Annotated in this window: 13 protein-coding genes; 12 read left to right on the top strand and 1 reads right to left on the bottom strand. The window is 39.5% G+C overall.

What is annotated here, in order from left to right:
* Position 1 precedes the first annotated feature (1 nt).
* Positions 2-631, top strand: coding sequence for an orotate phosphoribosyltransferase (gene pyrE / locus RCJ93_RS06795; protein ID WP_066791833.1), 630 nt, complete (start codon positions 2-4; stop codon positions 629-631).
* Positions 632-831: 200 nt separating this feature from the next.
* Positions 832-1413: a DUF6944 family repetitive protein gene (locus RCJ93_RS06790; protein WP_446738667.1), complete on the top strand. Its 582-nt coding sequence runs from the start codon at positions 832-834 to the stop codon at positions 1411-1413.
* A 125-nt stretch (positions 1414-1538) separates the two neighbouring features.
* Here RCJ93_RS06790 and RCJ93_RS06785 read toward each other — a convergent pair whose 3' ends face one another.
* Positions 1539-3233 (bottom strand): Rqc2 family fibronectin-binding protein, encoded by a 1695-nt coding sequence (locus RCJ93_RS06785; RefSeq protein WP_150283867.1) that lies wholly within the window; start codon positions 3231-3233, stop codon positions 1539-1541.
* A 198-nt stretch (positions 3234-3431) separates the two neighbouring features.
* Between RCJ93_RS06785 and RCJ93_RS06780 the strand changes: the two genes are divergently transcribed.
* The 10 genes from RCJ93_RS06780 to rlmN all read left to right on the top strand — a co-directional run bounded on the left by RCJ93_RS06780 (position 3432) and on the right by rlmN (position 14115).
* Positions 3432-4214, top strand: coding sequence for a class I SAM-dependent methyltransferase (locus RCJ93_RS06780; RefSeq protein ID WP_446738666.1), 783 nt, complete (start codon positions 3432-3434; stop codon positions 4212-4214).
* Between the two features lie 300 nt (positions 4215-4514).
* Positions 4515-5390: a YicC/YloC family endoribonuclease gene (locus tag RCJ93_RS06775; RefSeq protein ID WP_150283869.1), complete on the top strand. Its 876-nt coding sequence runs from the start codon at positions 4515-4517 to the stop codon at positions 5388-5390.
* A 48-nt stretch (positions 5391-5438) separates the two neighbouring features.
* Positions 5439-6056: a guanylate kinase gene (gene gmk, locus RCJ93_RS06770; RefSeq protein ID WP_066785282.1), complete on the top strand. Its 618-nt coding sequence runs from the start codon at positions 5439-5441 to the stop codon at positions 6054-6056.
* Positions 6057-6059: 3 nt separating this feature from the next.
* The gene (rpoZ, locus tag RCJ93_RS06765) at positions 6060-6284 is read left to right on the top strand and encodes a DNA-directed RNA polymerase subunit omega (protein WP_066785285.1); all 225 of its coding nucleotides are present in this window, start codon (positions 6060-6062) and stop codon (positions 6282-6284) included.
* A 188-nt stretch (positions 6285-6472) separates the two neighbouring features.
* Complete coding sequence (gene coaBC / locus RCJ93_RS06760; RefSeq protein ID WP_150283870.1) at positions 6473-7678, top strand: bifunctional phosphopantothenoylcysteine decarboxylase/phosphopantothenate--cysteine ligase CoaBC; 1206 nt, start codon at positions 6473-6475, stop codon at positions 7676-7678.
* Positions 7679-7766: 88 nt separating this feature from the next.
* Entirely contained in the window at positions 7767-10175 is a 2409-nt protein-coding gene (gene priA / locus RCJ93_RS06755) for a primosomal protein N' (RefSeq protein WP_150283871.1), read from the top strand.
* A 22-nt stretch (positions 10176-10197) separates the two neighbouring features.
* The gene (gene def, locus RCJ93_RS06750; protein WP_150283872.1) at positions 10198-10701 is read left to right on the top strand and encodes a peptide deformylase; all 504 of its coding nucleotides are present in this window, start codon (positions 10198-10200) and stop codon (positions 10699-10701) included.
* Positions 10698-11639, top strand: coding sequence for a methionyl-tRNA formyltransferase (gene fmt / locus RCJ93_RS06745; RefSeq protein WP_150283873.1), 942 nt, complete (start codon positions 10698-10700; stop codon positions 11637-11639). Before def ends, fmt begins: the two co-directional genes overlap by 4 nt.
* Positions 11636-13018: a 16S rRNA (cytosine(967)-C(5))-methyltransferase RsmB gene (rsmB, locus tag RCJ93_RS06740; protein ID WP_251645608.1), complete on the top strand. Its 1383-nt coding sequence runs from the start codon at positions 11636-11638 to the stop codon at positions 13016-13018. The genes fmt and rsmB overlap by 4 nt, the downstream gene beginning before the upstream one ends.
* Positions 13018-14115: a 23S rRNA (adenine(2503)-C(2))-methyltransferase RlmN gene (gene rlmN, locus RCJ93_RS06735; protein WP_066785305.1), complete on the top strand. Its 1098-nt coding sequence runs from the start codon at positions 13018-13020 to the stop codon at positions 14113-14115. Before rsmB ends, rlmN begins: the two co-directional genes overlap by 1 nt.
* The last annotated feature ends 9 nt before the right edge of the window (positions 14116-14124 follow it).

Here is a 14124-nt window from a genome sequence, read left to right as displayed (position 1 = left end):
AATGACAATTCAAAAAGAAGTAGCGCAAGGTATGTTGAAGGCAGGGGCTGTTTCCATCAATCCAACCAACCTTTTTACATGGGCATCTGGCATTAAATCACCAATCTATTGTGATACGCGTCTAACCATCTCTTATCCAAACGTACGAAAGACTATTGCTAGGGGACTGGCACAGTTAATTCAGGAGAACTTCCCAGTGGCAGAAGTAGTTGCGGGGACCGCCACAGCAGGCATTCCACATGCTGCATGGGTAAGTGATCTTCTAGATTTGCCGATGGTCTATGTTCGTTCTAAGCCAAAAGGGCACGGACAAGGCAACCAAACCGAAGGGAAACTACATAGAGGACAAAAAGTTGTTGTTGTAGAAGATATTATTTCTACTGGTGGTTCAAGCATTAATGCAGTAGAAGCACTTAGACGTGAGGGGGCAGAAGTCATAGGGGTTGTCTCTGTGTATTCATACATGTTGAACCGAGCAGATGAGAATTTCAAAGAAGCAGGCGTACCGTACAAAAGTCTGACTAACTTTGAAACATTAGTTGAAACAGCGAAAGAGAACCAGGAAATCCAATCATCTGATATTCCAGGACTGCTTCAATGGCATGCTGATTTAAAGGAAGGAAAGCTTTAATAGAACTAGCTATAGAAATATTGTAGTAGGCTTATGCAGACTGTAGACAAATCTAAATTTTGTTTGCAGTCTTTTTGTATTACTTTTACGTGATTATTGTATCCAATCAAAAAATCTTAACACTGTAAAGGCCATGACCCTGCTGTAATTCATCTGTTCTGCATTATATACAAGTAAGATGCTTTAGAAGGAGGGGAGAATTGGACAATCAAATACAAGCGTTATTCGGATCTTTAATAAATACAATAGGGACAACAATCGCAGCAATTGGAAACACGCCATCAATTATAAAAAGTGAAGAGGCATCAACCTCACTTGAGTTAGTCGGAGGAACTTTACAAGCTACGGGAGGAGCTTTAGTAGCAGATAGTATCAAACAATATTCGTTAGGTAAATTGGGTATACAGCTAAAAGTAATTGGTAATCTAATCACAATAATAGCCATTGTTGCAACGGCAAACGAAGAAGATAGGATAAAGTTGGAGATTCAAGAATCTCTTACTGAGGCAACTGGTGGGGGTCTTTCCTTTGTGGCGGCACTAGAAGAGGAACCAACTCCCCTGTCTTTATATGAAATATATGGTAGCTTTTTAGAAACAGTTGGATACTCCATGGTTGCTCTTGCGGGAATAAAAACACTTAGAGGAGAAGATAGCGAAACAATCAATACAATCGGTTGGTGGATTGAGGTGATTGGCTCAGTTATTGGCTTTATAGGAGTAGCAAAAGGTATTAGCAATGAATCTGGGCAACCTGAAGCAAGTTGGTTGGAGACAGACTAGTGATTGTGTAGGAATTAATTATTATATTATGAATGATACTGTTATTGCATTGTCATAATTAATAAGAAGGAATTAGGTAGAGAAAAAAGAACCGCCAGCTGAGGAGCCAGACGGTTCTTTACTAATTAGTCTTTTTTCAATTTCATAACAAGCTCTTCATCTGGTGTAACAAAAATAGTTTTTTGTTCAAAGTAGATGACAAAACCAGGTTTTGAACCATTTGGCTTTTTAACATGGCGAGCTTCCGTATAATCAACAGGAACGGATGAAGATTCGCGAGCTTTACTAAAATAAGCTGATAATGTTGCCGCTTCTCTTATTGTTTCTTCATCTGGGTCGGCATCATGTATAACAACGTGAGAGCCTGGGATGTCTTTTGTATGCATCCATATTTCAAATTTTTTGGCGACTTTAAAGGTCAGGTAGTCATTTTGTTTATTATTTTTGCCGACTGAAATGCGTATACCAGTGGAAGAAATAAAATCTTCCGGCATTGGTTTCGTTGGTTTTTTTCTTCGTTTGTTCGCACGCATTTTCATAAATCCTTGCTCTGCTAACTCTTCGCGGATTTCTTCAATGTCATGAGGAGATGCTTGCTGCACTTGTTGAGACAGCATTTCAAAATACGTAATGTCATCATTTGTCTTGTCAATTTGTTCTTGAATCATAATAAGCGCATTTTTTGCTTTGTTATATCTTGTATAGTAGTTTTGCGCATTTTCAATAGGCGTTTTTCGTTCGTTTAAAGGTATAGTGACAGCTGCTTGATTTTCATCATAATAATTTTCAACGGTGATTTCTTTTGCGCCTTTATCAAAATTATAGATGTTCGCCATTAGCAACTCGCCATATAGTTGATACTGGTCCAGCCGTGTTGCCTGCTGCAAATCTTTTTGCAGTTTTTTTAGTTTTAACTTTAACTTGTTCACTTCGTTTTGCAGCCAACGTTCTAAATCGCCTGCCTGTTGTTTGACGCGATCTCGTTCAGCCCTTGCAAAGAAAACACGATCTAACAATGAGCTTAATGTATCAAATGATGTAGACCTGCCATCTAGATGTGTTAAGGCCGTTGGCGAAAAATGAATTTTACCATTAGCCTCTACGTATGTAGGCTGGTCGCCACCATGCTGGAACGATTCAATATAGGAGTTAAAGTAATCGGCGGCAACGTCATGATTTTTCTCTATACGATATAAGAACTCTTTCGCATGAAGTGGAGAAAAGCCTGTGAAATGCTGAACGATGTCTTGTGCTGTTTTCTCCGTCTCAAAGAATGAATGTAATGCTACTGCATCCGTCTCTGTTGGATTTACTTTATCTTGCGGCGGTGGTGCAATATAGGCTTGACCAGGAAGCACTGTACGGTAACTATTCAGGGAAGGTGGCAAGTGTTTTAAACTATCCACAATTTTGTGCGACTCTTTTTCTATTAAAATAAGATTACTATGCCTTCCCATGATTTCTGCAATTAATTCTCTTGTGATACGATCGCCAATTTCATTTTTACTTGTAATTGTAAAGACGATGATTCGGTCGCCGTCAATTTGGCGAATAGATTCGATAATTCCGCCTTCAATATGTTTGCGTAAGAGCATGCAAAACATTGGCGGTTCAGATGGATTTTCTACTGATTGGTCCGTTAAATGGACACGGGCGTATGATGAATGGATTGAAAATAATAGTTTATGGTTTTTTCCATTTGCCCGGATTGTTAGAATTACTTCTTGTGCATTCGGTTGATGCACTTTTGCGATGCGACCTGTCGTCAGCTTTTGTAATTCTTTGGTCATCGCTAATGTAAATAAACCGTCATATGCCATATGGTATTCCTCTTTCAACACGTTTTGTTCTATCTTAACATTTTTTAAAGGCAATATGAATTTATGGAGCCTATTTATATGCTCAATAGGCCATAAAAGAAAATACAAAAAAGGGATAGCTGAAGCTTTTCTAGAATATAAAACTGAGGGTGCTTTTCTGAAATCAGAGATGAGTGAGAATGAAGGGGGTATTTTTTTATGGCAATAGATTTTAATAAACCGGCTAATCGCTTTACATATTCTACTAGAGAAGCGGATCATACGTGGATAGATAAAGTGAATGAAATATGTGAAGTGAAAGGTAAAAAGGTTTTAGATATTGGGTGTGGCGGAGGAATTTATACAAAAGCATTGGCCAAGATGGGGGCTGCAGAAGTTACGGGTTTAGATTTTTCAGAACAGCTATTACATACGGCAAAAGAAAACTGCAGGGACTATGATAATATAAATTTCAAATTAGGAAATGCTTTAGATACAAAATTGGCTGATGAGCAATATGATATTATCTTAGAAAGAGCAGTCATACATCATATTGATGATTTAAATGCGTGTTTTCAAGAGGGATATCGATTGCTAAAACCAGGTGGTGTCTTCCTTATTCAAGACAGAACGCCAGAGGATTGTCTTCTGAAAGGCAGCGCCACTAATATAAGAGGATACTTTTTTGAGAAGTATCCAAGTTTGATTGATAAAGAAATTTCTAGAAGATACCCGAGTCATGATGTGATGCAATTCCTTAAAGAAAATGGTTTCCATCCTATCGAAGAATATAGTTTATGGGAAACTAGAAAAGTTTATCAATACCTCGATGATTTAATGAAAGATATTAAGAATCGAACAGGTCGTTCCATTCTCTATGAACTGAACGACGAACAAGTAGATGAGCTTGCGGTATACATTAAAGACCAAATCAATAGTACAACTAATAATCCTATTACTGAAAAGGATAGATGGACTATTTGGAAAGGCATTAAGACGTAATGTAGAAAACAATTTAGGAAATCTATTGAATAAAGATTAAGGAGAAACAAGAGTAGGTAGGTCCTACCAAGCAATTTATTTGAGCTTCAATAGAATAATGATAAAAAGAAGAGCCGGACAAATGTGAGATTTTACTTTACAGAGTGTTCGGTTTTTCTATGAGTTAAAACAATTAGTTTCAGCCATTAGAGGTTTTTAGAATGATATATTATTTAAAACTTCTCTACTAGTCAATGTACGCAAGATTTATTTCTTGTGCTATACTTATTAGATAGAATGCAAAGAAGGATGTGACGGGCCTTGGTTCGAAGTATGACTGGTTTTGGCAGGGGTGTCACAACAACGGAACAATTGCAGTTGACCGTGGAAATCCGCTCGGTAAATCATCGTTTCTTGGAAATTTCAACGAGATTTCCAAAAGAGTGGACGGAAGCAGAAGTATTTGCAAAGAAGCTACTCTCTACAAAAGTAGCAAGAGGAAAACTCGATGTATCCGTAAATGTGAAAGAAATGGAACCACTTGGTCAATCAATACATATTAATTGGCCATTAGTCAATGCATATATTGAGGCGCAAGAGGAGCTTAGCAGCAAGCTTCCGCTTACAAAGCAGTGGTCTATGGCTGAGATATTAGGCTTAGAAGAAGTCGTCACGGTAAAAACAAAGGAACTGTCTAAAGAAGAGGTCTTAGCAGCCATCGAGCTTGCAACTGAGGAAGCTGCTTCTGTTCTAGTTGGAATGAGGCAAAGAGAAGGTTTAGAATTATTAGAAGCAGTTCGACGTTTAAAAGCAAAGCTAGAAGCGCAGATTACGATTATACAGAAAGGATCTGCGATGGCTGTGGAAAAGTATCGTTCTAAACTCTTGGCTCGTATTCAAGAAATTTGCCAAGCTGACCATGTTGAAGAGCGTGTTCTGATGGAAGTGGCTGTATTTGCAGAAAAAGCGGATATAGCTGAAGAAATTGACCGTTTAAGTAGCCATTTAAAACAGGTGGATGAAACCTTAAGAGATGAAGCTGCAATTGGCCGAAAATTAGACTTCTTAATGCAAGAGATGAACCGGGAGATTAATACGATTGGTGCTAAAAACCAATCAGCTGAAGTAGCAAGCGCGGTTGTTGAAGCTAAGTCAATTCTTGAGAAAATGCGTGAGCAGGTTCAAAATATTGAATAGTGGCTTGGATTATTGTATGATTATTTTTTTGAAACATGAGGGAGAGTTATGAGAAAAGAACGTGGATTACTAATTGTCTTATCAGGTCCATCGGGCGTAGGCAAAGGCACTGTTCGTAAAGAACTGTTTTCACAGCCGGATACTAATTATGAATACTCGATTTCTATGACTACGCGCAAACCGCGCGAGGGTGAAGTCGATGGTGTGGATTATTTCTTTAAGAGCAAAGAAGAATTTGAAACATTAATTGAACAAGGCAGACTGCTTGAATTCGCCAATTATGTGGGGAATTATTACGGCACGCCAATTGATTATGTAAATGCTACACTTGATGCGGGCCGCGATGTGTTTCTTGAGATTGAAGTACAAGGAGCAGCGCAAATACGCGAAAAAGTGCCGGATGGCTTATTTATTTTCCTTGCGCCACCAAGCCTTTCAGAGTTGCAGGACCGCTTAGTCGGCCGTGGCACAGAAACGGAAGAAGTGATTGCAACACGCATAGCCGCTGCAAATAAAGAATTAGAAATGATGAATTTGTATGATTATGTTGTGGAAAATGATGAAGTACAATTAGCTTGTGACCGTATCAATGCGATTGTACTAGCAGAGCATTGCCGACGCGAGCGTGTGGAAAAACAATACCTAGCTATGTTGAGAGGAGAATAAACGATGTTATACCCATCTGTTGACGTTTTAAAAACGAAAATTGATTCTAAATATTCACTTGTAAGTCTTGCCGCTAAAAGAGCGCGCTCTATGCAGGAAGGAAGCCCAAATTTACTAATGAGATATGTTTCTCACAAAAATGTTGGGAAAGCGCTTGAAGAAGTAGCTGCAGGCGTCTTAACAAAAGAGGAACAAGACGAAACAAAAATTTACGAAGACGAAGTATAAGCATCTATTCGGGCATCCTATGTAATTAGGATGATTGGATACATAAAATTTGTATTCCGAAACATTTTCCCGACAACCGAATGATATAGGTTGAAAATATGGCTTCTTTAATTCATACGATCTATTAACAGCCGCAGCTCCCAGGGAAAACTTTCTTTGGGGGCTTGTGTTTTGAAAGGAAGAGAAAAATGCTTTCAAATAAAAAAATCTTACTTTGTGTTACTGGCGGCATTGCCGTTTATAAAGCTGTTGCTCTTGTTAGTAAATTAACCCAGAAGGGTGCACATGTAAAAGTCATCATGACAGAATCTGCTACACGATTTGTAACGCCACTCAGCTTTCAAGTAATGTCTAAACATGATGTTTATACGGATACGTTTGATGAAAAGGATTCAAATGTGATAGCCCATATTGATTTAGCAGATTGGGCAGATCTGATCATCGTAGCGCCGGCTACAGCCAACACTATTGGTAAACTGGCAAATGGTATAGCGGATGATATGGTGACAACAACATTACTTGCAGCAACAGGGCAAGTGTGGATAGCCCCTGCTATGAATGTACATATGTATGATCATCCAGCTGTAAAGCGCAATGTAGAAACACTTACACAGGATGGTTACCAATGGATTGAACCGGATGAAGGTTATCTTGCATGTGGCTATGTTGGAAAAGGACGATTAGAAGAACCAGAGAAAATTGTTGCACTGGTAGAAAGTTATTTCATGCCAAAACACTTGCCTTTAAAAGGAAAGAAAGTGGTAGTGTCTGCAGGCCCTACACGAGAAAGAATTGACCCTGTTCGTTTTCTGACGAATTTTTCAAGCGGGAAAATGGGATATGCAATGGCGGCGGCTGCAGCGAAATTGGGAGCACAAACGATCTTGGTTTCTGGTCCTGTTTCAATAGATCCTCCAAAGGGAGTTCAAGTAGTACCAGTAGAAAGCGCTGAAGAAATGCTGCAAGCCATCCTAAAAGAGTATGATACAGCGGATATTGTTGTTAAAACTGCAGCTGTGGCAGACTATCGACCGAAAGAAACTTTTTCCCGCAAGATGAAAAAGCAGCCAGGCGATTCAAAGATAGAATTAGAACGGACAACCGATATTCTTTTGACATTAGGTGAACGAAAACAGCACCAATTATTGATTGGTTTTGCAGCTGAAACGAATGATGTCATCAATTATGCTAAAGGTAAATTAGAAAAAAAGAACGCCGATTATATTGTAGCCAATGATGTATCAAAAACAGACCGCGGATTTGGGACAGATCGAAATACAGTTACGCTTGTCGGAAATAATGACTATCAAGTAAACTTCTCACAACTTCCGAAAGAAGAGCTTGCTTTAAAATTGTTTGAAACTATATTAAAAAGGCAAGGATTGTGGAATTAAAAATTACTCAAGCTTGATAGCTGTAAAATAACCATAACCGCTAATTTCAACAATAGAAAGGTAGTGGTAATAATGATATTACCCTAACATGATTGCGCAAGTAATAGTGGATGTGTCCGCATATCCTGTCGACCGGCCTTTTGATTACAAAGTGCCTGAAGAATTACAAGAGCTAGTCGAGGTTGGCTGCCGTGTAAAAGTACCATTTGGCAAAAGAAATGTTCTGGGATTTATTACAGCTTTACAAAGTGAAAGTGATGTACCAAAGGACAAGCTTAAACCCATTGCCGAACTGTTAGATATCGAGCCCATTTTAACGAATGAAATGCTAGAGCTGGCTAAATGGATGACAGACCATACGCTGTGTTATGAAATTGATGCTCTGCAAGTTATGCTCCCATCCGCATTGCGTGCGAAATATGAAAAAACAATCCTTCTAAAAGTAGATCCTACTTATCTGCCAGAGGAACTGCAGCAGCTATTCGGAAATAAAACGGTCATTCCTTATAAAAAAGTAGAAAGTGCCAATCTATTAAGAGTGCTTAAGTCTTGTATGAAGAATGGGTATGTAGAGCAAAAAACAGTTGTCAAACAACAAGGCAATGTGAAAGAAGTCCGCAAAGTCAAAATAGCAAGCAATTATGAGAGATTGCAAGAGATCTCTGAAAGTATCCCTCTACGAGCTAAAAAACAGCGGCAAGTCGTAGAATGGATGGCTTTGCATGTGGGAGAGGAATTTACTCCTAATGAAATATGTGAAACGGTGAGCGTGACGCCACAGGTTGTAAATGCGGTTATTGAAAAAGGAGCGGCCACATATTTCCAAGAGGAAGTGTATCGTGATCCATTTTCAAAAGAAGTGAAGGGTTCAATTCCTCTAGCCTTAACAGATGAACAAGAAGTAGCCTTGAAAGAAATTTTACATTCTGTAAAATCACGTCAAGCAACAACCTATTTATTGCATGGCATCACAGGAAGCGGCAAGACGGAAGTATATCTGCAGGCGATTCAGGAAGCGATTAATAGGGGACAAGAAGCCATTGTATTGGTACCTGAAATATCCTTGACACCACAGATGACAGAACGCTTCAGGGCTCGCTTTGGCGATTTGGTTGCAGTAATGCACAGCGGATTGTCAAAGGGTGAAAAATATGATGAATGGCGAAAAATTGGGCGTGGAGAAGTTAAAGTAGCAGTTGGAGCAAGGTCAGCTGTTTTCGCACCTTTTACAAATTTAGGCCTGATTATTCTAGATGAAGAACATGAATCAACGTATAAACAAGAAGACACGCCTCGTTATCATGCAAGAGATATAGCAATTTGGCGCAGTGAGTATCATCATTGCCCGGTTATTTTAGGAAGTGCTACCCCTTCCCTTGAATCGTTTGCACGTGCAAAGAAAAATGTCTATACATTATTAACGCTAGAAAAAAGAGCGAAACAGCAATCTCTTCCGAAAGTGGAAGTGGTTGATATGCGAGAAGAGCTCCATAATGGCAACCGGTCTATGTTTTCAGGTGCATTAATGGAAGCAATAGAAGATCGATTAAAGAAAAAAGAACAAATGGTATTGTTTCTGAATCGTAGAGGTTTTTCTTCTTTTGTGCTTTGCCGAGATTGTGGAACAGTCGTCCAATGCAAAAATTGCGATATTTCCATGACATATCACCGGTCTTCTGAAAAGCTTAAGTGTCATTACTGTGGTTATGAAGAACATGTTCCAACAGAATGTCCAGAATGCCATAGCGAACATATTCGATTCTTTGGCACAGGTACACAAAAGATAGAAGCAGAAATTTATAAACTATTTCCTGAAGCTCGTGTTCTTCGAATGGATGTCGATACAACAAGGCAAAAGGGCGCACATGAGAAGATATTAGAAGACTTCGGGAACTTAAAAGCAGACATTTTGCTTGGTACGCAAATGATTGCTAAAGGATTGGATTTTCCAAAAATCACCCTCGTCGGCGTATTAAGTGCTGATACCTCATTGAATTTACCGGACTTTCGAGCGGCAGAGCGGACTTTTCAATTGCTTACACAAGTAAGCGGACGAGCAGGCCGGCATGATTTGCCTGGTGAAGTCATTGTCCAAACATACAGTCCGGAGCATTACGCAGTCCAGCTGTCGAAAGAGCAACAGTATGCTCCATTCTATGACCAAGAAATGATGATGCGTCATCAATTCGCTTATCCTCCTTATTATTTTGTAGCGCTTATCCAAGTTACACATGAAGATGTACTCTTGGCAGCAGAATATGCAGGAAAGGCAATGGATTTTTTAAAGCTAAAGCTATCCAGTCAAGTCGGGCTAATTGGGCCTACACCTGCCTCTATAAGCCGCGTTCAAAATCGATATCGCTATCAATGTTTGATAAAATATAAAAAAGAACCAAACCTAACCGAAACGTTAAAACAACTGATACGGATTTATCGGACGGACTGGATTAAGAAAGGCATCCAGCTAACAGTTGATTTAGATCCTTCAGTTATTTAATAGATAGAACGGAGAAAAGAATATGGCCTTATTAGAGATAGTTAAAAACCCAGCAGAAATTTTAAAGAAAAAAGCAGCAGAAGTTACGCAATTTGATAATAACCTAGCGCAGCTTTTAGATGATATGTATGAAACAATGGTAGAAAATGATGGAGTTGGAATTGCAGCACCTCAAGTGAACAAAAGTATTCAAGCGGCTGTTGTCGAACTTGGAGAAGAACGGGATGTTCTCGAATTGATTAATCCGGTTATTGTTGCAAGATCAGAAGATACGGAGACGGATATTGAAGGATGCTTAAGTTTCCCTGATGTATACGGCGATGTGGAACGTCCGGTATACGTAAAAGTAGAGGCGCAAGACCGAAATGGAGACTTATATGAACTAGAAGCACATGATTATGATGCTCGCGTCATCCAACATGAGGTAGACCATTTAAACGGCATTTTATTTGATCAAAAAATAACTAAAACGTATACGCTTGAAGAAATCGAAGAGATGTACGCAGACGAGGAGGAAGAAGAGTGACATCGATTGTATTTATGGGAACGCCAGACTTCTCTGTTCCGATTTTGCGTATGATTCAGGAAGAAGGCTATAGCATTCAAGCTGTCGTAACACAGCCAGATCGCCCAGTCGGACGCAAACGGGTCCTAACGCCTCCACCTGTAAAAAAAGCGGCTGTGGAACTTGGGTTGCCAGTCATCCAGCCTGAACGTTTAAAAGGTTCAGAAGAACTAAAGCAGATTATTGACCTACAGCCTGATTTAATTGTCACAGCAGCATTCGGGCAGCTTTTGCCTAAAGAATTGCTTGAGACGCCAAGACTTGGCTGCATTAATGTCCATGCATCACTATTGCCGAAGTATCGCGGCGGTGCACCAATCCATCAAGCGGTAATAGATGGTGAAAAAGAGACAGGCGTTACCATTATGTATATGGCAGAAAAACTAGATGCCGGCGATATTATTGCAAAGCAAGCTATGCCAATAGAAGAAGACGATACAACCGGTACACTCTTCGATAAATTAAGCATTATCGGCCGTGATTTATTAAAAGATACATTGCCTTCTATCATAGAAGGGACGAATGAGCGCATTCCACAGGACGAATCGAAAGTGTCATTTGCTCGTAATATTTCTCGTGAACAAGAACGTATTGATTGGTCACAAAACAGTACAGCGATTTATAACCAAATACGGGGTCTGCATCCTTGGCCGATTGCCTATACAACCCTTGATAATCAAAACGTTAAAATTTGGTGGGCTAAAAAATCAACTGCTACGCATACTGAAAAACCAGGCACTGTCATTGCGATTGGCAAAAAGTCTTTTACGGTTGCTACAGGAGAGGGACAAGCCATTGACATATTGGACTTGCAGCCTGCGGGTAAAAAACAGATGGAAGCCGTTAATTACTTAAATGGTGTTGGTTCAAAATTGCAGATTGGGGATCTTTTTGAATGAGTAAGAGTAAGAAAAAAAGTAGTAATAATGCTATTTGGGACGGTAATGTCCGCGATGCCGCCCTTTCTATTTTGTTGGCTGTGGACCAGCAGCAAGCTTATAGCAACTTGCTGCTACACCAAACAATTGAAAAATACAAAATTGAAGCTAAAGATCGCGGGCTCCTGACAGAAATAACGTATGGCACACTCCAACATAAGATGACGCTTGATTACTATTTGGAGCCATATGTAAGAGGAAAGCTAGATAATTGGGTACGGTGGTTATTGCGCTTATCTCTCTATCAAATTGTATATTTAACAAAAATACCTGATCATGCAGCTGTCAACGAAGCAGTGGAAATCGCCAAGAGGCGTGCACGGCATGGAGGTGTCAGCGCAACAGTAAATGGCATTTTGCGTTCTATACTAAGAGAAGGATACCGTGATACGACACTCATAGAGGATGATGTTTTGAGATTGTCGATTGAATCCAGCCATCCTGAATGGCTTGTTCGCCGTTATATTCAAGATTATGGATTAGAAAAAGCAGGTGAAATGCTGTTTGAAAATAATATGCCACCACACCAAACGGTTCGTGTAAACACGGCAAAAGCGACTGTAGAAGAAGCACTTCGCAGTTTGTGGGATGATGGCTTTTCAGTCAAACGGAGTGAAGCAATACCTGAATGCCTTCATATTTTAGAAGGACAAGCAGCTCGCTCGAACGCCTTCAAAGAGGGCTTAATTACGATTCAAGATGAAAGCTCTATGTTGCCTGCATATGCGCTCGATGTTACGCCAGGCATGAAAGTATTAGACATGTGTGCAGCACCAGGTGGAAAAACAACACATATAGCTGAAAAAATGAGCAATCAAGGTAAGCTTATAGCAACAGATTTACATGCACATAAAATTCGTTTGATCGATCAAAATGCAACGCGTTTAGGCTTATCCATTATTGAACCAGCAGTATTGGATGGCAGGAAAGCTGCAGAACAATTTGGTGAAGAGTCATTCGATCGCATTTTAGTAGATGCACCATGCAGTGGTCTTGGCGTCATACGCCGGAAACCGGATATAAAATATACAAAAAATGAGAGCGACCATGAGTCTTTGCAAAAAATTCAGCTGGAATTATTAAATACAGCCTATATTTTATTAAAAAAACAAGGCAAAATGGTTTACAGTACTTGTACAATTGATAAAATGGAGAACGACGATACGGTTGCTGCATTTTTAAAAGCGCACCCAGATATGGAGCTAGCGCCAATTGAAAATGCACCTGATGCGTTTCCGCCATTGAAAGAGGAAGGCATGATACAGGTCTTTCCACAAGATTTAGGCAGCGATGGTTTTTTTGTCGCGGCTTTTAGAAAAAAAGGAGGATCCACAAACTAATGGATCATGAAATAAAAACAGCAAGAGTAAAAAAAGAAAAACCACAGCTACGCGAATCAATATATTCTCTATTACCAGACGAATTACAAGACTGGCTGAAAGAAAACGGTGAAAAGCCTTTTAGAGCAGCTCAAATTTTTGAATGGCTCTATGTGAAGCGCGTAAAAAGTTTTGATGAGATGACTAATCTTTCAAAAGGCTTGCGTGATAAATTGCAGCAAGCATTTGCTTTTAGTACGTTAAATACACTAATCAAGCAAGAATCCAAAGACGGCACTATTAAATTCCTTTTCCAATTGCAAGATGGATATTCCATCGAAACTGTATTAATGGCGCATGATTACGGGAATTCAGTATGTGTAACAACCCAAGTAGGCTGCAGAATTGGCTGCTCTTTCTGTGCTTCTACATTGGGAGGATTAAAACGCCATTTATTACCTGGTGAAATTGTAGAACAAGTAGTAAAGGTACAACAAGCATTGGATGAAAAGGACCAGCGTGTTAGCTCAGTAGTCATCATGGGTATCGGTGAACCATTTGATAACTACGATGCTATGATGCAATTCTTAAAAGTGATCAACCATGAAAAAGCATTAAATATTGGCGCAAGACATATCACAGTATCAACAAGCGGCATTATTCCGAAAATCTACAAATTTGCAGACGAACAATTGCAAATTAACTTTGCACTATCATTGCATGCGCCTAACCAAGAGTTGCGTCAGCAATTAATGCCAATTGCAAAAGCATATAAATTGCCTGAATTAATGGAGGCAGTACGTTATTATACTGAAAAAACGGGTCGTCGAATTAGTTTTGAATATGGCCTTTTTGGTAGCGTCAACGATACTGTTGCACATGCGGAAGAATTAGCAAAACTAATAAAAGGGATTAAATGCCACGTGAATTTAATCCCTGTCAATTATGTACCAGAACGCGATTATGTCAGAACACCGCGCAATAAGATCTTTGATTTTGAAAAAACATTAAAAAATCATGGTATTAACGCAACAATCCGCCGCGAACAAGGGTCGGATATTGATGCGGCTTGTGGCCAATTGCGGGCGAAGGAGAGAAAAGAAGAAACAACCCACTAATGAGGTGAT

This window comes from Rummeliibacillus sp. BSL5, from assembly GCF_052928305.1.
Note: the sequence above shows the minus strand (reverse complement) of the source record. Positions and strands in the feature narration are given on the sequence as shown.

Excerpts from the sequence above, each read along its gene's own strand:
- rpoZ (WP_066785285.1), top strand. The coding sequence starts at position 6,060 with ATGTTATACCCATCTGTTGACGTTTTAAAAACGAAAATTGATTCTAAA.
- gmk (WP_066785282.1), top strand. The coding sequence starts at position 5,439 with ATGAGAAAAGAACGTGGATTACTAATTGTCTTATCAGGTCCATCGGGC.
- RCJ93_RS06785 (WP_150283867.1), bottom strand. The coding sequence starts at position 3,233 with ATGGCATATGACGGTTTATTTACATTAGCGATGACCAAAGAATTACAA.
- RCJ93_RS06780 (WP_446738666.1), top strand. The coding sequence starts at position 3,432 with ATGGCAATAGATTTTAATAAACCGGCTAATCGCTTTACATATTCTACT.
- pyrE (WP_066791833.1), top strand. The coding sequence starts at position 2 with ATGACAATTCAAAAAGAAGTAGCGCAAGGTATGTTGAAGGCAGGGGCT.
- priA (WP_150283871.1), top strand. The coding sequence starts at position 7,767 with ATGATTGCGCAAGTAATAGTGGATGTGTCCGCATATCCTGTCGACCGG.
- rsmB (WP_251645608.1), top strand. The coding sequence starts at position 11,636 with ATGAGTAAGAGTAAGAAAAAAAGTAGTAATAATGCTATTTGGGACGGT.
- def (WP_150283872.1), top strand. The coding sequence starts at position 10,198 with ATGGCCTTATTAGAGATAGTTAAAAACCCAGCAGAAATTTTAAAGAAA.
- rlmN (WP_066785305.1), top strand. The coding sequence starts at position 13,018 with ATGGATCATGAAATAAAAACAGCAAGAGTAAAAAAAGAAAAACCACAG.
- coaBC (WP_150283870.1), top strand. The coding sequence starts at position 6,473 with ATGCTTTCAAATAAAAAAATCTTACTTTGTGTTACTGGCGGCATTGCC.